15 protein-coding genes are annotated in these 18,216 nt (G+C 56.5%); 11 read left to right on the forward strand and 4 right to left on the reverse strand.

The annotated features are described in order from the left end of the window. Window positions 1–669: 669 nt before the first annotated feature. Window positions 670–1,617 (reverse strand): AraC family transcriptional regulator, encoded by a 948-nt coding sequence (locus ACSOSP_RS27000; protein ID WP_455311475.1) that lies wholly within the window; start codon window positions 1,615–1,617, stop codon window positions 670–672. A gap of 113 nt (window positions 1,618–1,730) precedes the next feature. Between ACSOSP_RS27000 and ACSOSP_RS27005 the strand changes: the two genes are divergently transcribed. The 6 genes from ACSOSP_RS27005 (at window position 1,731) to ACSOSP_RS27030 (ending at window position 9,962) form a co-directional block, all read left to right on the forward strand. After that, on the forward strand, window positions 1,731–2,096 hold the full coding sequence (locus tag ACSOSP_RS27005) for a nuclear transport factor 2 family protein (protein WP_455311476.1): 366 nt from the start codon (window positions 1,731–1,733) through the stop codon (window positions 2,094–2,096). 72 nt (window positions 2,097–2,168) lie between these two features. Beyond that, a complete protein-coding gene (locus ACSOSP_RS27010; RefSeq protein ID WP_455311477.1) occupies window positions 2,169–3,002 on the forward strand; it encodes an alpha/beta fold hydrolase in 834 nt (277 codons plus the stop codon). Window positions 3,003–4,613: 1,611 nt separating this feature from the next. After that, window positions 4,614–7,142: a valine--tRNA ligase gene (valS, locus tag ACSOSP_RS27015; protein ID WP_455311478.1), complete on the forward strand. Its 2,529-nt coding sequence runs from the start codon at window positions 4,614–4,616 to the stop codon at window positions 7,140–7,142. 432 nt (window positions 7,143–7,574) lie between these two features. After that, a complete protein-coding gene (locus ACSOSP_RS27020; protein ID WP_455311480.1) occupies window positions 7,575–7,916 on the forward strand; it encodes a hypothetical protein in 342 nt (113 codons plus the stop codon). 635 nt (window positions 7,917–8,551) lie between these two features. Then, a complete protein-coding gene (locus tag ACSOSP_RS27025; protein ID WP_455311481.1) occupies window positions 8,552–9,154 on the forward strand; it encodes a hypothetical protein in 603 nt (200 codons plus the stop codon). A 349-nt stretch (window positions 9,155–9,503) separates the two neighbouring features. Next, complete coding sequence (locus ACSOSP_RS27030; RefSeq protein WP_455311482.1) at window positions 9,504–9,962, forward strand: hypothetical protein; 459 nt, start codon at window positions 9,504–9,506, stop codon at window positions 9,960–9,962. A 210-nt stretch (window positions 9,963–10,172) separates the two neighbouring features. Here ACSOSP_RS27030 and ACSOSP_RS27035 read toward each other — a convergent pair whose 3' ends face one another. Then, window positions 10,173–10,400 carry a hypothetical protein gene (locus tag ACSOSP_RS27035; RefSeq protein WP_455311484.1) on the reverse strand — a complete coding sequence of 76 codons (228 nt, stop codon included), beginning with the start codon at window positions 10,398–10,400 and terminating at the stop codon, window positions 10,173–10,175. 494 nt (window positions 10,401–10,894) lie between these two features. Between ACSOSP_RS27035 and ACSOSP_RS27040 the strand changes: the two genes are divergently transcribed. Continuing rightward, entirely contained in the window at window positions 10,895–12,574 is a 1,680-nt protein-coding gene (locus ACSOSP_RS27040) for an ABC-F family ATP-binding cassette domain-containing protein (RefSeq protein ID WP_455311485.1), read from the forward strand. A 186-nt stretch (window positions 12,575–12,760) separates the two neighbouring features. Here ACSOSP_RS27040 and ACSOSP_RS27045 read toward each other — a convergent pair whose 3' ends face one another. Both ACSOSP_RS27045 and ACSOSP_RS27050 read right to left on the reverse strand, forming a co-directional pair. After that, window positions 12,761–13,225 (reverse strand): cupin domain-containing protein, encoded by a 465-nt coding sequence (locus ACSOSP_RS27045; RefSeq protein WP_455311487.1) that lies wholly within the window; start codon window positions 13,223–13,225, stop codon window positions 12,761–12,763. 427 nt (window positions 13,226–13,652) lie between these two features. After that, complete coding sequence (locus tag ACSOSP_RS27050) at window positions 13,653–14,636, reverse strand: aldo/keto reductase (protein WP_455311488.1); 984 nt, start codon at window positions 14,634–14,636, stop codon at window positions 13,653–13,655. A gap of 266 nt (window positions 14,637–14,902) precedes the next feature. On the opposite strand from ACSOSP_RS27050, the gene ACSOSP_RS27055 reads away from it, so the two are divergent. From ACSOSP_RS27055 to ACSOSP_RS27070, 4 genes are all read left to right on the forward strand, one after another. Continuing rightward, window positions 14,903–15,799 (forward strand): LysR family transcriptional regulator, encoded by an 897-nt coding sequence (locus ACSOSP_RS27055; RefSeq protein WP_455311490.1) that lies wholly within the window; start codon window positions 14,903–14,905, stop codon window positions 15,797–15,799. 56 nt (window positions 15,800–15,855) lie between these two features. Continuing rightward, the gene (locus ACSOSP_RS27060) at window positions 15,856–16,242 is read left to right on the forward strand and encodes an ester cyclase (protein ID WP_455311491.1); all 387 of its coding nucleotides are present in this window, start codon (window positions 15,856–15,858) and stop codon (window positions 16,240–16,242) included. 88 nt (window positions 16,243–16,330) lie between these two features. Then, window positions 16,331–17,227 carry a LysR substrate-binding domain-containing protein gene (locus ACSOSP_RS27065; RefSeq protein WP_455311493.1) on the forward strand — a complete coding sequence of 299 codons (897 nt, stop codon included), beginning with the start codon at window positions 16,331–16,333 and terminating at the stop codon, window positions 17,225–17,227. A 146-nt stretch (window positions 17,228–17,373) separates the two neighbouring features. Beyond that, window positions 17,374–18,123: an SDR family NAD(P)-dependent oxidoreductase gene (locus ACSOSP_RS27070; RefSeq protein WP_455311494.1), complete on the forward strand. Its 750-nt coding sequence runs from the start codon at window positions 17,374–17,376 to the stop codon at window positions 18,121–18,123. Window positions 18,124–18,216: the final 93 nt, after the last annotated feature.

Genomic DNA, 18,216 nt, shown 5'->3' on the forward strand with positions numbered 1-18,216 from the left:
CCCATCGGAAAGACGAGGTATCGTAAGATTTGGATCGGACGCATCTGTCGAATACGCGGGATTCAAGTCGAATGACCTTGGGATTTGCGGCGATAACCCAAACGCGTTCCGAGCATAGAATAAATGCGAAGGAAAGGATTGTCGCAAACACGAGTGGATACGCATTCAGTGAAGCGAACCAATTTCGATGGACGCCGTTGAAGATCACGGCCAAGCAAATAGCGCACAACATGAGTTTTGGCATCACTTGTCCCCGAGTGGCCGGGAACGTGATCTGTGTGGGTGCCTTTGTCGCCGTCGGATTCATGAGGCAGGAACGTCTTTTCTAATGGTCACGAAATACTATCGGAAGGTTCAGGTACCTTCTTCACCTGCGTTGCTAAAGGTGTCGGTGACACGGTTTTATATATCGGTCGCGGGTAACGGTTGCGGTGGGGCGCCGCGGCGAGACCGCTTTGACTAAGATCATGGTTCCCCTGCAACATCTTGATCTAACGGCCGCTTTTGGGAAAACTGAAGGATAGCAACGGGTCTTCCTGCGTCGACCGCGCCAACAAGCGAAGTTGGCCCGCGCCTTCACGCGTGCATTCAAATGTCGGCTCCGCACCAGACAGCAGACCTTCTACTGATTTGCCTGAAAGACTGAGACTCATGCGTTGCGCCGATCAACTACGGTGCAACCGATCCAGACTCATGCTCGCCAGTAGCCATGTAGCCTTGCCGTTCACGGCGGTGTTGGATCGGTGAGATACCACGTGCCGACTTGAATGCGCGGCTGAAAGAGAATTCCGACCCATAGCCAACGCGCACCGCGATTTCACCAAGGCGAAGCTCGGTTTCCTCCAGCAACTGTGCAGCAATGCCCATGCGCCAACGCGTCAGATACTGATGAGGCGGCTCGCCCACCAAGGCGCAAAAATTGCGGGCGAATGCAGCACGCGATAACGTGGCTTCTTTGGCAAGTTCCGTCAGCGTCCAAGCACGTTCGGGTGATTCGTGTATCCGCGCAAGGACCCTCGTCATTTGCGGCGATCGCAAGGCCGAAAACCAATCATTATCTGCAGGGGAAGCAACATCCGCCCATTCGCGCATCAAGTAGACGAACATCGAAGAAAGCAGATTCCGCACTACGATCTGGTTGCCAAAGTTCGGTGTCTCAACTTCATTACGTAGCATGCGCAGTGTATCGCTCAGTGGGGAACGTCCGGGTTCCATCCCGGCGCGGAGCAGTACAGCCTGCGGAAGCGCCCGCAATGCGGGGAGCGCCAAATGCTGATCCAGGTTGAACTGGCCGCAGATGAGCGTGGTGGCTTTGGGATCAGGGTCAACGACACCATCGTGCCTGGCCAGAAACGTATCGAGTGCAATGGTCTTGCCTCGCTTCGAATGCACAACTTCATGCGCACTGCCACGCGGGAATAGGACCAATTCACCTGCGCGTAACTCTATGACTTCCGTGCCAGATTGACGAACGAAAGCATGACCTTCCGCCGCGAAATGGAACACCACGGCATCGCGAGATTTCACCGCGAATCCCCACGGCCCAGCCACGCGCGTCCGTACCAGCACAAGGCCATCAGCGCGGACCGCTTTCAACCACCCGTTCAATGCTTCCATGGTTTCATCATATCCGAATGAGACGAATCGACATGTATTCTGGATGAATTGCTATTGATCGTCTACATCGGAGCGACTTTAATGGAAGAGAGGCAACCTCCAAAGGCGAGACCATGAACAGAGAACAGATTCAAGCCGCAATCGATACCATTTACGCACGCGTTTTCAACAAGGGCGAGTCCGAACTGCTACCGGGCCTGGTTGCTGGTCCGTATATTCAGCACAACCCAATGTTTCCGGATGGCACCGATTTCATCTCCGGCTATATAAAGCAGGTCGGCAAGGTGCCGTGCGAGGTCAAGCGCATTGCGATCGACGGTGACCTCGCTTTCATTCACGTGCGCTATCTGGACTGGGGCGGCAAGGAAACTGCGGGCGTCGACATCTTCCGTTTCGATGCCGATGGAAAGATCGTCGAGCACTGGGATGTTTTGCAGCCGGTGCCGGAGACGGCCAACAACACGAATACGATGTTCTGAGCGCTTGGCGAAAGATGGGATCGAATGAAGAGAGTGCCCGCTTCACAACAACATCGGATGCAAGGACCTGACATGACTGAACCGCCGGGCATGGAGAGTGTGGAATTCATCGAAATCGATGGCTTGAAGATCCGCTTCCGACGCAACCGGGGTGGCACCGGAATCCCCTTGGTGCTGACGAGTCCCTGGCCGGAAAGTTTGTATGCCTATGATCGAATCTGGTCGAGCTTCGGTACCGAAGCTTCTCTTATCTCAGTCGACCTTCCAGGTTTTGGGCAATCGGAAGGCAGGCCGGAATTGATGTCACCCCGAACAATGGGGGCGTTCATTCCGAAGATGCTCACTGCGCTCGGCCTCGACCGTGTCCATGCCATTGGGCCCGACGTTGGTACCTCCGCGCTTCTCTTCGCGGCCTACGCCCGCTCCGACTTGTTCGAAAGCCTGGTAGTCGGAAGCGGTGCCACCGACGCCGCGCTCACGGCAGGGGCATTGAAGGACTTGATCGACGCTCCATCGACAGTCCCCTTCGAAGCAAATGGCGGGGAGATCGCCATCGGCGCCATCGAACAGTTGATGCGGATCAATCCGGGCCAACAGGTGCTCGACGACTATCGAGCGTCTTCGGCCGGACGGCGTTTCGCCGAGGCGATGGCTTACGTGCGTGCCTATGCTGTCGATCTTCCGACCCTGCAGGCCGTGCTTCCCAGCATTCGCACCCCCACTTTGAGCATTTGGGGAACGCATGATCCGCTCGTGCCCCCTGAAAACGCCAGGATCCTCGACCGGGCCTTGCCAAGAACGCGCTCACTGATGCTCGAAAGCGGCCATTTCGTGTGGGAGGACAACTCGAAAGAGTACGCGACAGCGATTCTGGAATGGGTTCGAGGCGGCTATAAAACTGCTTGATGCTGGTCCAGTACCGGGATGTAGTCTGTCAGTTAAAGCACCATGTCAGGGCCTTGACGCATTCCAACGCAGTGAATTCGGCTCAGCCGGAGGCGGCCAACACGTTGACCGACGCTTGAGCGGCCGCTGTACATTCGAAACACGCCGCACGGGTCGCAACATGGGGATCGGCAGCAAAGGGGAGAGTGCTGCCGATAGCCGGCTCGGCAGTTTCAGGCGGCGTATGCCGATTGCATCGGGCGGCAACCGGCCACTTTCAGCCATTCGACAACGTCGACTAGATTGCCGACAATGCGCCGTGCCTCTGCGATCACGTCTGTTGCACAGTGTAAGCCGATATATATTCGGGGCGCGCAAATGAAAAGTGCCGTGTCCGCTAAGAGCTATTTCCTTCTCTTAATAAACATACGGGCGGCGGATATTATCAACGCTATTGCTAGGCATGAACTTATGACCGAAAAAAACACCTTGATATTACCTACACGATCAAATAATTCCGGATCATTAGCGCGATTGAAAGTATTGTGATTTGTGCTAATGTAGCCTCGATTTAAATCAACATGATGAAAATATAAATTCCACCCAGAAGCCACGATTAGAAGCACCGCAATCTTTATTCGTGTCGCAATATTATTCATGGGAATTTATATCTCATAATTCTTTAAAATACTACTCTCATAAAACATCAAAAAAATGTCTTCGTTCCTCACTTAGTTTCCGAAGCGCTGCCCTCGGGACGAAAGTCGTTCACGCTCGTCGACAACGTTTTCAACCCATTCCAGATTTTAGGTTTGATAAATTTAAAATAAAATCCGGTCGCCGAGACCAAGCTCGCGCGGAGATAAATTGCGATGATCGACACAGGGGCAAGATGATTCGATCTCCCGTAGAACAGAATTGCCACGAGCGTAAGTGTGTTACCTGAAAAAACATCGAAATACGCGAATTTCGTAATTTTATTCATATGCCCCAACACGGAAACCACTCTAAATATGATTTAACGGCTGTGTTTAAAGAAACTTTACACAAATAGATCTTGGAACTGTTGGCATGCGTGGCTGCCGCGACAGCTAAGGTCGGTTATGTAGAAGGTAAACCGTCTCTTGTGGGTCGGGTGCCGTCGATCGTCACCAGGCAGTCGTCAGCCATTTTGAGACGTCCTGCACTACCTCTTAGATCGTCGGCAACCGACAGATCCGACGAAATTCCCGGCGCTTGCCGGCTAAGATACCGACGCCAAGCTTCAAGAGCCCGGCAAACGAGACGCACTTGGGTGTTGCCGGAAGCCGCACAATCGATTATAAAAGTGGAATCCCGGTCACAAGCTGGGAGAACACTTTTCACATGTCCACCTTCGGAGGATGCTATGTCACCGTTAAACGTAACGATGTTCTGACCGGCACAACAGAGCCGCCTTCTACCGATTACTCCCGCCTTACGCGTTTGCGCCCTTGCACGCAGCGTTATCCAGTTTCTCTCCCCAATACCTTTTGGCCTTCACGCTTTTCTGCCGCCAGTCTATCTCGCGGGATCTCTTCGCTCGCGCCTGATCTTGTCCCCGCTGACGAGTTAGCTCTATCGCACTACGTTCCAAGGCGTTCGGCCATACGGGTGCCAGAAAAACCACAACTCGAAGGCATCGAAAAGCGTTGGTGTTTGTATTGGGACGAAAAGCGCACATACGCGTTCGATCGCACCGCGAAGCGAGACGCCGTGTATTCGATCGACACCCCGCCGCCCACCGTGTCGGGTTCCCTCCATGTCGGCCACGTGTTCAGCTACACGCATGCTGACGTCATCGCTCGGTTCCAGCGCATGCTGGGTAAGACGGTTTTCTATCCAATGGGCTGGGACGACAACGGACTGCCAACCGAACGACGAGTGGAGAACTATTACGGCGTCGTCTGTGATCTCGATGCCGCCTATGATCCAGACTATTGCACGCCCAATGTTGTGCCGTCCCAGCGATCGTCGTTTGCTCGCGTTAGTCGGCGCAATTTCATTGAACTGTGTCATCGTCTGACGGGGCTCGATGAGATCGCCTTCCGCGATCTTTTCACCCGCTTGGGGCTTTCGGTCGATTGGAGTCTGACCTACGCGACCATTGACGAACGCGCTCAACGCGCAAGTCAGCGCGCGCTGCTGCGAAACCTGCAACGCGGCGAACTCTATCGTCAACTGGCGCCTTGTCTCTGGGACGTCACGTTCCAGACGGCCGTGGCCCAAGCTGAGCTGGAGGATCGCGAGATCGGCGGCGCCTTTCATGATCTTCGCTTTGCAGACGACGATGGCAACGGCGTGGTGGTGTCCACGACGCGGCCGGAATTGCTGCCGGCTTGTGTCGCGCTGGTCGCACACCCCGAGGACGAGCGCTTTCGCCATCTGATCGGCAGGTCGGTCCGTTGCCCATTGTTTGATATGGACGTGCCGGTCAGAACGCACCTGCTCGCCGATCCGGCGAAAGGCACCGGCCTCGCGATGACTTGTACCTTCGGCGACCTGACCGATGTGATCTGGTGGCGTGAACTCGAGCTTCCAACCCGCGCGATTATCGGTAGGGACGGTCGTTTGCTGCGTGATGTGCCGGAGTGGATTCTGTCGCAGGAAGCGCGTGCCTCGTACCTGCAGATTGCGGGATGGCCGGTTGCAGAAGCGCGTCGGCGGATAGTCGAGGCGTTGAAGGCGAGTAACCGCTTGATCGGAACGCCGCGGCCGATCAAACACACCGTTAAGTTCTTCGAGAAAGGTGACCGTCCACTCGAAATCATCGCGACGCGGCAGTGGTATCTGCGCAATGGCGGACGTGATTTGACACTTCGTGAGGACCTCTTGGAGCGTGGCAATGAGCTCCGCTGGTCTCCCAGCTTCATGGGCAGCCGCTACGCGAACTGGGTCGGCGGTTTGAATGGAGACTGGCTCATCAGCCGCCAGAGAGTTTTCGGCGTGCCGATTCCGTTGTGGTATGCGCTCGATTCGCAAGGACAGCCTGATTTCGGTGTGCCGATCTGCCCGGACGAGTCGTCATTGCCGATCGATCCTCAGTCGCACATTCCAGGCGGTTACAGTGAACATCAAAGAGGGCAAGCCGGCGGATTTATTGGTGAAGCCGACATCATGGATACGTGGGCGACGAGTTCCCTCACGCCACAGATCGCAGCCGGTTGGGAGGAAGCGGACGGATGCTTCGACCAGGTGTTTCCGATGGACCTGCGGCCGCAAGCGCACGACATCATCCGGACGTGGCTATTTTCAACGGTCGTCAGGTCGCACCTTGAATCGAAGCAGTTGCCATGCAAGCATGCAATGTTGTCAGGCTGGATCCTCGATCCCGATCGGAAAAAGATGTCAAAGTCGAAAGGCAACGTGGTGACGCCAATCGCGCTGCTCGATAAATACGGCTCTGATGGTGTTCGTTACTGGGCTGCGTTGGGGCGCCCTGGGATGGATACCGCGTTCGACGAAACGCAAATGAAGAACGGGCGGCGGCTGGCGATGAAGCTGTTGAACGTGTCGAAGTTTGCGCTCGGCTTCGCTCATCAATCCGGCGTGAACGTGACCGAAGCACTGGACCGGGCGATGATTTCGCGGCTTGCGAAAGTCGTGAACCTTGCCACGAATGCACTTGCCTCGCTCGACTACAGCAAAGCACTCGAACAGACAGAAGCCTTCTTCTGGTGGTATTGCGACGACTACGTTGAACTCGTGAAAGGTCGCGCGCACGGTACCGGGGCGGCTGCGGCGTCAGCTCATTGCGCGTTGACTGAATCTTTATCAGTGATCCAGCGCCTGTTCGCGCCGTTCTTGCCGTTCGCCGCTGAGGAGACTTGGTCGTGGTGGCAAGAAGCGTCGGTTCATCGTGCTCCGTGGCCAGATGCGTTTCTGCTCGACGTTTTCGCGGGGCCGGACGCGATCGCCGACACCACGAACGTTGTCTCCGACGTCTTGCGCGAGATTCGACGATTCAAATCAGAAGCGAAGGTGTCGATGAAAGCGGTCGTGGACCGTGTCATCGTCAGCGATTCTGTGGATCGGCTGGCGATTTTGCGGTCGGCGGAACGCGATTTGTGTGACGCGGGACAGGTCAGGCGGTTCGATACAGTCTTCGCGGAGAGTTTTGGTGTCAGTGTAACGCTCGCCTAGAAAGCACGGGTCAGGAGACGAGTTTGCGTTTCCTGACCGGGCTGCGACAAAGACGAGCATTCGCAAAATTAATCTACACGTCGCTGCCGCGCTGAAGCTCGGAGAAGGAAGCCGTCCAAGTAGTCGCGGTGGCAACCTCGCTGTGAGTGCTAGGGCAATGGCGACCGGCTTGTATCGGCCGCGACGGGCACGGACCGGCCACGAACGGCCATTCGACACAGACCACCATATCGGTAACAATCTCCGTGCAGCTTTGTTCTCGGTGCATAGTCACGGCGACCGAACTAATAGTCATTGCCCCGTAGAGCAAGTATGAACAGCTCATTGCTGAAGCCGCCGTTTGACCGAGGCGCTAGATCGTTGCCAATTGCGCAACCCCAATGCCGGGCTTTTGGTGCTTGGCATGTATTAAACCCAGGAAACTTTCGCGACATGACCTCCGTCGACGTTATGCACATCTTCGAGGCGCTTATCGCCCTAGCGCTCATCGGCTTAGGAGGCTGCGGCCTTATGCAGAACAAAATTTCTGCCAAGCTGGAGAAAAACTACCCGGCAGAAAGTGCGCGCCTTAGTGATGCTGCTGTCCGTGTAGGCGGTAGGTTCAACTACGCTTCGACTATCTGGCTCGTCACTGGTGACTATAAGTCGCTGAACGATCCACAAATTGATAGCTGGGCGCGGGTAGCAAGAGCGGCACTATTTGTTGGTGCTTTAGCTGCTGTGGTGTTCTTCATGCTGCTCGCGCATGGGCAATATCGCGCTCACTCAATGTGAGTGAATACTCGTCGCCACGCTAACCATCTATATAGGGTCGACGAGCGCCGGACTACGATCGATGACTGGCAGGGTTGAATTACGGCACGGGTATTTGCCGGCGTTCGGCCATCTTCAGACATTCGACGCCGCTGCACAAATCCCCGACAGTTGGGAGGTCACGTCAAGAAACCTTTTCGAACCGTTACAGCTCCAGTAACTTTGCGTGGTTTATGCGGAGCGGGCCGTCAGGAGACAAAATTAAAGAAAGTACTCTCGTTACCGATATAACATAGATAAATCATGTTACTAAAATTAGAATCAGGAGTAGGTTCACATGAGTCGGTCCGGACGTTATTGGAAGCGCTTCTTCGATATCGCAGCACCATCATTCGTCGCGGTCTACTTTTACCTAATGATTTCGGCATCCCATAACAGCCGCCGCGGGCTTGTACTAAGCGCGCACGACTGGAGAACAAAATTCCTCTTATGCGCAACTATCCCAGTTGCTTTATCCATAGTCTGGATCGTTGTGATGTTTTCGCGGAGGCGCCGCACGTCAACGGCGGCCAAGAATGATCGACGGTAGCTGACAGACACAAACCGGCCACAATCGATCATTCGACATAGACGGTTGAATTCGCGACAATCGCTGTGTGTTCCATGCTCAATTACAAAAAAACTTCCTGAACATGTCGAATTCTGAAAGTCTGCAAGGTTCGCCTCGAATTAGAGCCTGGTTTTCTGGTGTTCACTTCTTCGTTTGGTTTGCGTTCGTCACGAGCTTCTATATCAGCGACGAGCTTGACCGGGTTTTCAGGCTGTGGATTTTGGTGATTCCGTTGGTGGCAATCCCTGCGTTGATAGCCATAACAACATCTCTAATCGGACTTATCGCGAACATCTGGGCTCGCAGGTGGGAAAGGCTGGTTTCTGTCATCGTAGCGCCCGTATTTACAGTTGGGCTTCTTGCAGCGTCGATCCACTACCAGATAAATACCGACTGGATTCGATTTCAAGTCACGCAAGCTTATTACATGAGTCTGGCTCGCCAGTTGCCAGGGCCTTCGCCTCGGTACCATGAATGGTCCTGGGGGGACACCGGTGGCGCGGCCACTGCAAATATCTTTTATAACCTTGTCTACGATGAAACCGATAAGCCGCTTGACCGCCCTACCAAGCCAGGACAAGAGGCTGCGACATTTTCAGCGCGCTCGTACGGGAATCATTTCTTTCTGGTGACGGAACTGTTCCAATGACCCCTGTGGAGGCGCTGATGTATCCGCGCCCTTCGAAGTCTGGAACTCCTTCGGTCGACGAGGGTGTCACCTGACGACTTCTGGCCAGACGGCTTCGCCGTAAGTATTCTGCGGGCATTGCCTAGTCAACGATTGGCATTCAAAGGTCCGTTTCCGAAAGCTGTGACGGGCTGCGCCGGGTCGACTTTCGCTGGCCGCAGTCGGCCGCTCAGGTCGTGAGCACGGAAAATGCCCACAGGCGATTTTCGCTCGTCTGGCCCGATATACTTGGAATCACGTTCGAATTAGAAGGCGTGTTCCGACTTCACAATGGCGAGGCCGTTGAGTATTGTTCGACCACGATGCGCAGATGAAATATGGAGAGCAAATCGTAATGAAAAAAACCAGGCTCACGCTAATCATGTTCTCAGCGATCATCTATGCTCTCTCTATAAGCCAGCAAGCCTATTGCTTCTCTACCCACTCCGGCCCAGCTATTTGCGAGGAGGCATTAGGGGTACTTGGGTTTGGAATGTTAGGGTTTTTCCAAGCAGAGTTCGATTGGCTCGCAAACCCGCTTTTGTGGCTTGCTTGGTTCTTCCTCTTCGCAGGGAACGACATCTTCGCTCTACGCTTAGTTTTCTTGGCTACGGTCGTAGGCAATATTTTTTGGATTCAGGGGATAAGTGAGTCGGAAGGAGGCGCGATCTTCCGACCTGTTATTTCGGTCGGATTTGGGTACTGGCTCTGGTTGGCATCTATGCTTCTAACTGCCGTCAGTGCTATTTATTGTAAGGTCCGTCGCCGTTATCTAAGCATGCGACAATAGATCGTGCATAGCGTCAGTCAGTCCAACATTGCGATAACCGATCCTCGAATTCACCGCTTAACGGCGCATTTTGCGTGTGAATAGAGCCGGGCCTATGAATTAATTCGATGGATCAACGTCGAAATGCACCGACCGTGTTGAGGCTAGATGCGGTCATTTTAAACCATTCGAAATAATCATCTGACTTGCTGACAATGTAGCGTCCATTCGTCACGGATCGCGCTTGTTCAAGCGGATCAGCCTTATTATTTGAATAACAAACGCTATCGCGTAAACTATTGCAACCGTCATCAGAGCCTTGAGCGCTACTGACGAAGAACGGTTGAAGAAATATAAAATAATTAAGGTAGCTAATGCCAATAAGACACTTGTCCCAAAGCCGACAAATCTTGCTCTTGTCTTTGTTATCATCCAAGGCATTCTATATTTGACTGTCATGCCGCTCCGGTATTCGGGCCATTCTTCCGTGTACGTTCCGGTCTTTCGTCCTTGGAACGCATTTCATACATGATTGTATTAACGGCCGACAACACACTTTCTTTATCATTTTTCGCGTTGGGTCGGCAGGAAAACGTCTGAGCATCAAGTTTGATAGTCCACAGTTCGGCCCGAGTCGCACGCGTGCACCTCCACGATTCGAACGTCCGCTGCCTGGAAAGGCGGTCGTCTCTAATGGGTCGACTTCGGCCCGACACCAAGGCCGATGAACAACGGCCGACTCCGCTTAATCAGCGGCAGACGGGGCCCAGCACCCGTCAATCACCATCTTGTTCTGGCCCCGCAGCCGAAACGCCCGTCGCGCCAATACCCGCCTCGCTTTGCCGCCGCTGGTCGCTCAAAGCGCAATCAGTTCTTCACCCTTGCGCCCAGAAAAGAGGCAGCCCAGCCCCTCCGGTCGGCTATCATGCGAATCCTCTTCGAAGTAGCTCCTTATGATTTCCGTCCGTAATGTCACGCTGCGCCGTGGCGTCAATGTCGTACTCGACAACGCATCCGTCACCTTCACCCCCGGCGAAAAGATTGGCCTTGTCGGCCGCAATGGCGCCGGCAAGTCATCCTTCTTCGGCCTTCTCAACGGCACGCTGCACGAAGACAGCGGCGAGTTCTCGATTCCCGCCGCATGGAAAATGGGCCAGGTCGCGCAGGATATGCCGGAGACCGAGCAGAGCGCGACCGACTTCGTCGTCGACGGTGACACCGGACTGCTGGCCGCGCAGGCCGAAGTAGCCGCCGCTGAGGCCAGCGACGACGGCATGCGCATGGCGCACGCCTACATGGCCCTGCACGACGCTGGTGCACATGATGCCCCCGCACGCGCCCAGGCGCTGATCCTGGGCCTTGGCTTCAGTGATGCGCAGCTTGACCAGCCGGTCAACAGTTTCTCCGGCGGCTGGCGCATGCGGCTGCAGCTGGCGCGCGCGCTCATGTGCCCGTCCGACTTGCTGTTACTCGACGAACCGACCAATCACCTCGACCTCGACGCACTGGTCTGGCTGGAAGCGTGGCTCAAGCGCTATCAGGGAACTATGGTAGTGATCAGCCACGATCGCGAATTCCTCGACGGAGTGACGCAGGTGACGGTTCACGTCGACAACGCCAAGCTTGTGCGTTACGGCGGCAACTACAGCAAGTTCGAAGAGATGCGCGCTGAGCAACTGCTGTTGCAGCAGGCCTCGATGGCCAAGCAGGCGGACAAGATCGCCCACTTGCAGAAATTCATCGACCGTTTCAAGGCCACGGCCTCGAAGGCGAAGCAGGCGCAGAGCCGGGTCAAGGCGCTCGAACGCATGGAGAAGATCGCCCCCGTGCTTGCCGACGCAGAGTTCAACTTCGAGTTCAAGGAGCCGCTCAACGTCCCGAACCCGCTGCTGTCGATGCTGGACGCGAGCTTCGGCTACCCGGCGCCGGCCGACGCACCGCCGGGCACGCCGCCGACGGTCATCGTGCGGGGCATCAGCCGATCCGTGCTGGCCGGGCAGCGCATCGGCATTCTCGGCGCCAACGGCCAGGGCAAGTCCACTCTGGTGAAGACGGTGGCGCACGAGCTGGCGCCGATTGCCGGCGAAATCAGCGAAGGCAAAGGCCTGAACATCGGCTACTTCGCACAGCAGGAACTCGACGTGCTGCGCCCTCTCGACACGCCGATGGAACACATGATCCGCCTCGCCAAGAACACGCCGCCGAACATGCGAGCGCCCGGCCAGAGTGGCACCGAACAATCGCTTCGCACCTTCCTCGGCACCTTCAACTTCAGTGGTGACATGGTCCATCAGAAGGTCGGCACGATGAGCGGCGGCGAAAAAGCGCGGCTCGTGTTGTGCATGATCGTGTGGCAGCGTCCCAACCTGCTGCTGCTCGACGAGCCTACCAACCACCTCGACCTGTCCACACGCGAAGCGCTAGGCATGGCGCTCAACGAATTCGAAGGCACAGTCTTGCTGGTCAGTCACGACCGGTCCCTGCTGCGCGCGGTATGCGACGAGTTCTGGCTCGTCACCAAGGGTGGCGTCGAGCCCTTCGACGGCGATCTGGACGATTACCAGCAGTTCCTGCGCGACGAAGCCCGTCGCATGCGCGAGCAGGCTGTCGGGGAGCAGAAGGCCATCGCCTGAGTTGAGCCCCCTGGCAGTTCCGGTTTGGAAGCTGCCATCTATACACGGTCGACTTCTGCTCGACGCGGACAGATCAATGGCGGCACACTCCGCAAGCTCAATGAAAAGGGTCGCGGTGAGCTTCACCGCGAAGCAAGCGTGTCCGTTTTTAGTACCGCAGCCAAGGTCCCGGATCTGCCTCGCGTCTCACGGCACCATTTGCATGTCGCCCGAAGCTTGCGGCGGCAATTTGATCGATAGAACCTTGAACTCCCCACTGGTTGGCTCGGACCCGGCATGTGCCGTTCCCTTGGGGATAATGATCAGGTCCCCGGGGTGAATCTGGCGCTGCTCGTCTCCCAGCCAGAAAGTGCCACTTCCCGAGATCACATACTGGATTTCGTCGGAGCCCATATGCGTATGCTTCGGCACGTTGCCTGTCTGCACCGCAACGGTTCCGTTAGGTGTCACTACCAGGCCCTTCGAACGCAAGGTCCCCATGTTCGGAACCTGTGCGCCAAGATCGGCATCGGTCAGCGCCATCAGGTCTATGATTTGCGCTGTGAGCTTGCCATTTGGCATCTGGGCTTGAGCGGGCGTGCTCAGGTGAGACACAAACAGACCGGCAACAAAGGCAGCGGGAATAGCCGCAAGATAGATGTGGCGATGCATGTTCTGTTCCATTTCGGTTGAGCCGGCGATTGATGGGCAGCGCAACGGCACCCATGGGATGCTGAGTCACCGATCGATTGTCACATCACAAACCGGCGCTTCGTAACCGGGACAACACCTGAGTGCGCAGCGGTGAACAGAACGTCCAACGGAGATGGTCTCCACGGGAAGGCGAGTCTGTGGATGGCTTCTCGCGTCCTTCCGAACCTGGTTTATTGTGGCTGCGGCATCCGGTACAAAAAGCCACGCGCACAGCAGACCGCCGATGCTCATCGGCGCGATGACGCAAGCCACTGGCGAAGAGCCCATCGGGCAATGGGTTGATCATCCGGCGACATGCTTCGAAGTCTTGTTCCGAGAGCACGACGATCCGCTGGCGTCACGAAGTCTGCCTTCGTGCGCCGGGCGGATTGCAGCGAAGCTTGAATCAGCGATCGACGCGTTTTTGCAGATGCGCCGGGTAACGATCGCCCACCACGGTGATCTGCTGCAGCGCTGCTTCAATCGCGGCCAAATCACCAGCCGACAGTTCGACAGCGGCCGCGCCGACGTTCTCTTCCAGCCGGTGCAGTTTGGTCGTGCCCGGGATAGGCGCTATCCACGGCTTCTGCGCGAGAAGCCACGCAATCGCGATCTGCGCCCGCGTCGCGCCACGGCCGTCGGCAATCCGGCCGAGCACATCGACCAGTCCGGCGTTGGCCTTGCGGTTTTCCTCGGAGAAACGCGGCACGACATTGCGGAAGTCCGTCTTGTCGAACGTGGTGTTCTGGTCGATAGCGCCAGTCAGGAAGCCCTTGCCGAGCGGGCTGAACGGCACAAAGCCAATGCCTAGTTCCTCGAGTGTCGGCAGCACGGTGGTTTCCGGCTCGCGCCACCACAGCGAATACTCGCTCTGTAATGCCGCTACCGGCTGCACGGTATGAGCGCGACGGATCGACTGTGCGCTCGCCTCTGACATGCCGAAGTGCTTGACCTTGCCTTCCAGGATCAGGTCCTTGACAGTGCCTGCTACATCTTCAACCGGCACGTTCGGATCGACGCGATGCTGATAGAACAGGTCGATACGATCGGTCTTCAGACGCTTCAGCGAGGCCTCGGCGACGGCACGGATGCGTTCAGGGCGGCTGTCGAGCGGGTTCTTCGAGTCGCCGTCCTGGAAGCCGAATTTGGTGGCGATCACGACCTGATCGCGAAATGGCGCGAGTGCCTCGCCGACCAGTTCCTCGTTGATGAACGGGCCGTAGCATTCGGCGGTATCGAAGAATGTGACACCGTGCTCGAAGGCCGCCCGGATCAGTTTGATGCCATCCGACTTTTCAGCGGCCGGCCCATAGCCGAAGCTCAAGCCCATGCATCCAAGACCGATTGCCGACACTTCAAGACCGCTGTTTCCCAGTTTGCGTTTTTGCATGGTGTTTCTCCTTTCAGAATGCCGCGAGCCGCCGTTCGATAGACACGACGCGATAGGCACGAAGCTTAGGCTGTTGTGTGAGACTCAACAATCCGGCCAGACTTGCACGGGCTGTTGAGGAAAATTCATCTATGTCACGTGCAGGTCTATCGGTTGAGGCGGCGCTCGCCGGGATCGGCATTGCGTCGGTGGCGCTAAATTTACCGGCTCCGTGAGCACCCGACTAGACTGTAGAATCGGCAAACTCATATGAGCGAGATTCATGAATGGCCCGCGAAAACCTCAACGACTTGCTGGCTTTCGTCGCCGTGGCGCGCGAGCAGAGCTTTACTAGGGCGGCGGCCAGGCTTGGCGTATCGCAATCGGCGCTGAGCCATACCATCCGTGGTCTCGAGTCGAGGTTAGGGCTGCGGCTCCTGACACGGACGACGCGCAGCGTCTCGCCCACGCCTGCGGGCGAGCGACTGCTTGCGACCGTGGGGCCGCGGTTTGACGAGATCGATGAGGAACTGGCTGCGTTGAGCGAACTTCGGGATAAACCCGCGGGCACCATTCGCATCACGACGGACGAACATGCTGCGGCAACCATACTTCAGCCAAAACTGGTTGAACTGCTGCTCGACTATCCGGATATCGAGGTCGAGATCATCGTTGACTTCGGGTTGACGGATATTGTCGCGCAACGGTATGACGTTGGCGTTCGTCTCGGCGATCAGGTGGCGAAGGACATGATCGCTGTGCGCATTGCACCCGACATGCGCATGGCGGTCGTCGGTGCGCCTGCCTACTTTGCAAAACGAAAGCGGCCGAAAACGCCTCATGACCTGACAGGACATAATTGCATCAATCTGCGGCTGCCAACCTATGGTGGTCTGTACGCCTGGGAGTTTAAAAAGGCAGGGCACGAAGTGAAGGTGCGCGTGGACGGTCAGTGGATTTTCAACGGAACGAACCAGATGCTCAATGCTGCGCTTGCCGGCGGCGGCCTTGCGTACATTCCGGAAGAGCTCTCGCAACCCTATGTTGCCGATGGTCGGCTCAAGCCGGTTCTCAAGGACTGGTGCCCGGTCTTTCCGGGCTATCACCTGTATTACCCGAGCCGTCGCCAGTCCTCACGAGCGCTGGCTGTGTTAATCGAAGCGTTGCGCTATAGGGCGTCTTAGCATGACGATGTGAACGGCTGGTGGCGCATTTCAGCTAAAAGGACAGGACAATTGCCATGAACAAGATCGACCTCTCCAATGTCTATCGAGGCTACATTGCTTGCCTGAACAAGCAGGACTGGCAGCAGTTGGGACAGTTCGTTCACGACGACGTGTACTACAACGATCAGCGGATCGGCTTATCAGGTTATCGCGCAATGCTGGAGAGGGACTTCAGTGAAATTCCAGACCTCTATTTCAACATTCATCTGCTGATTTCCGACCCTCCTTGCGTTGCCAGCCGGCTAGACTTCGTGTGTACACCGAAGGGAAAATTCCTTGGCCTGCCGGTCAACGGCAAGAAAGTTTCCTTTACCGAGAATGTGTTCTATCAGTTTCAGGAGGGAAAGATCGAACACGTATGGTCGGTGATAGACAAGGCGGCGATTGAAGCTCAGCTTTAGTGGTACAAATATCGAGCAGCCCATAACGAAGTCGTGCACCGGAAAGCGATACAGGCAACACGGTTCGCAATCACAGCGTCCAGGAACAATGCGCATTCCACCACTAAAAGCGATCATCGCATTCGAGAGTGTCGCCCGGACAAAAAGCGTCAATCGGGCGGCTGATGAACTAGGGTTGACACCCTCGGCGGTCAGCCATCAGATCTCCAACCTCGAATCCGTGGTCGGAAGGCCCTTGTTCACGAGGCTTGGCCGCGGGCTCGTCATGACGCCCACCGGTCAGCAATATCTGGCGGAGGTCACCGGATCGCTCGCCGACCTGAGCCGCGCGACGGAGCGCGCATCGAGCCAGACGGGCGTCGAGATTCTTCGCATCCACTCAAGTCCAAGCTTCGGGCTGATGTGGCTCCTGCCACGGCTGGCGTCGTTCCAGGAAGCAAATGGCGACATTCAGTTGAATCTGGCGTGCTCGTACGAGGATGTGTCGTTCACCTCTGGCTACTATGACCTCGATGTACGGCATGGCTACGCGCATTGGACCGATGGGGAGATTAAAACGCTTCGCAATGAATTCATCGCGCCTCTGGCATCGCCGGAATACCTGAGAAAATTTCCGGTGCATACCCCCGACGACCTGCTCGAGCGGCGCCTGATTTTCTCGGAGACTCCACTTGTGCAGTGGAAGCAATGGTTCGGCAAGTTCGGCGTCGCCGGGTCCCGGCAGGCATTCGACTTTTCCTTCGATCGCTCATACATGTCCCTTGAGGCCGCCGCTTTGGGACACGGCATTGCGCTCGAAAGCACGATGCTCGCATCCGTCCATCTCGGCAAAGGCTCACTCGTACCTGTTTTCGATCGCAGCTTTGCGGCGGAGGTCGATGCGCATCATATGGTTTACCCAACCCAGAACGCGGATTTGCCGCGCGTGGCTAAATTCCTGGCCTGGGTCGAGCATGAGATCAGCCGTGGCGCGGCGCAGCGCTAGGGCGAGCCGCCGTCCGGCGTCATGCCAGACAGCTGAATTCCGACACCTGAAAATTTTTCAGCAATAGCTGAGCCGGACTGCATTGATCGAGATGGTTGAAGCGCTGACACTGCGTCTACCAACTAACACGATCAATGGAGACAAACATGTTGCTCGACAGCAAAGTAGTCATCGTAACCGGCGCAGCTTCGCCGCGTGGCATCGGCCGTGCGACCGCAAAATCACTTGCGGCACAGGGCGCGCGAGTGGTGATCCTGGACCTTCGCAAGGAGGACGCCGAGAGCGCCGCGCGTGACCTCGGCGAAGAACACCTTGGTCTCGCCTGCGACGTGACCGACAAGGATGCATGCTTCGCCGCAGCCAAGGCGGTCATCGAAAAATACGGGCGTGTCGATGGCTTGATCAACAACGCGGGCATTACCCAGCCGTTGAAGACAATGGACATTCAAGCGGCCAATTTCGATGCGGTCATCGACGTGAATCTGCGCGGTACGCTCTACATGTCGCAAGCGGTCATCCCGCAGATGAGGGAGCAAAAGAGCGGCAGCATTGTCTGCATGTCGTCGGTGTCCGCGCAACGCGGCGGCGGCATCTTCGGCGGTCCTCACTACAGCGCCGCCAAAGCCGGCGTGCTCGGTCTCGCTCGTGCGATGGCTCGTGAACTCGGCGCCGACAACATCCGCGTCAACTCGATCACGCCGGGGTTGATTCAAACCGATATCACCGGTGACAAGCTCACGACCGAGATGCGCGCCGACATCATCAAGGGCATTCCGCTCGGCCGGCTTGGCGATGCAGCCGACGTCGCGAACGCATGCCTGTTCCTCTCGTGCGATCTGTCGGCGTACCTCACCGGCATCACGCTCGACGTCAACGGCGGCATGTTGATTCACTAAGACGGACATCCGCCGCGATCGCGGCAGATGAGTCAATGCACCCGGCGGAAAACCCCGGGGCGATAGGGCCGCAAATAGCGCTAAAAACGCTGA

The organism is Caballeronia sp. KNU42 (assembly GCF_053760385.1).

Coding starts and splice junctions, on each gene's coding strand:
- ACSOSP_RS27000 (WP_455311475.1), bottom strand. CDS start 1,617: ATGGAAGCATTGAACGGGTGGTTGAAAGCGGTCCGCGCTGATGGCCTT.
- ACSOSP_RS27005 (WP_455311476.1), top strand. CDS start 1,731: ATGAACAGAGAACAGATTCAAGCCGCAATCGATACCATTTACGCACGC.
- ACSOSP_RS27010 (WP_455311477.1), top strand. CDS start 2,169: ATGACTGAACCGCCGGGCATGGAGAGTGTGGAATTCATCGAAATCGAT.
- ACSOSP_RS27020 (WP_455311480.1), top strand. CDS start 7,575: ATGACCTCCGTCGACGTTATGCACATCTTCGAGGCGCTTATCGCCCTA.
- ACSOSP_RS27030 (WP_455311482.1), top strand. CDS start 9,504: ATGAAATATGGAGAGCAAATCGTAATGAAAAAAACCAGGCTCACGCTA.
- ACSOSP_RS27035 (WP_455311484.1), bottom strand. CDS start 10,400: ATGACAGTCAAATATAGAATGCCTTGGATGATAACAAAGACAAGAGCA.
- ACSOSP_RS27040 (WP_455311485.1), top strand. CDS start 10,895: ATGATTTCCGTCCGTAATGTCACGCTGCGCCGTGGCGTCAATGTCGTA.
- ACSOSP_RS27045 (WP_455311487.1), bottom strand. CDS start 13,225: ATGCATCGCCACATCTATCTTGCGGCTATTCCCGCTGCCTTTGTTGCC.
- ACSOSP_RS27050 (WP_455311488.1), bottom strand. CDS start 14,636: ATGCAAAAACGCAAACTGGGAAACAGCGGTCTTGAAGTGTCGGCAATC.
- ACSOSP_RS27055 (WP_455311490.1), top strand. CDS start 14,903: ATGGCCCGCGAAAACCTCAACGACTTGCTGGCTTTCGTCGCCGTGGCG.
- ACSOSP_RS27060 (WP_455311491.1), top strand. CDS start 15,856: ATGAACAAGATCGACCTCTCCAATGTCTATCGAGGCTACATTGCTTGC.
- ACSOSP_RS27065 (WP_455311493.1), top strand. CDS start 16,331: ATGCGCATTCCACCACTAAAAGCGATCATCGCATTCGAGAGTGTCGCC.
- ACSOSP_RS27070 (WP_455311494.1), top strand. CDS start 17,374: ATGTTGCTCGACAGCAAAGTAGTCATCGTAACCGGCGCAGCTTCGCCG.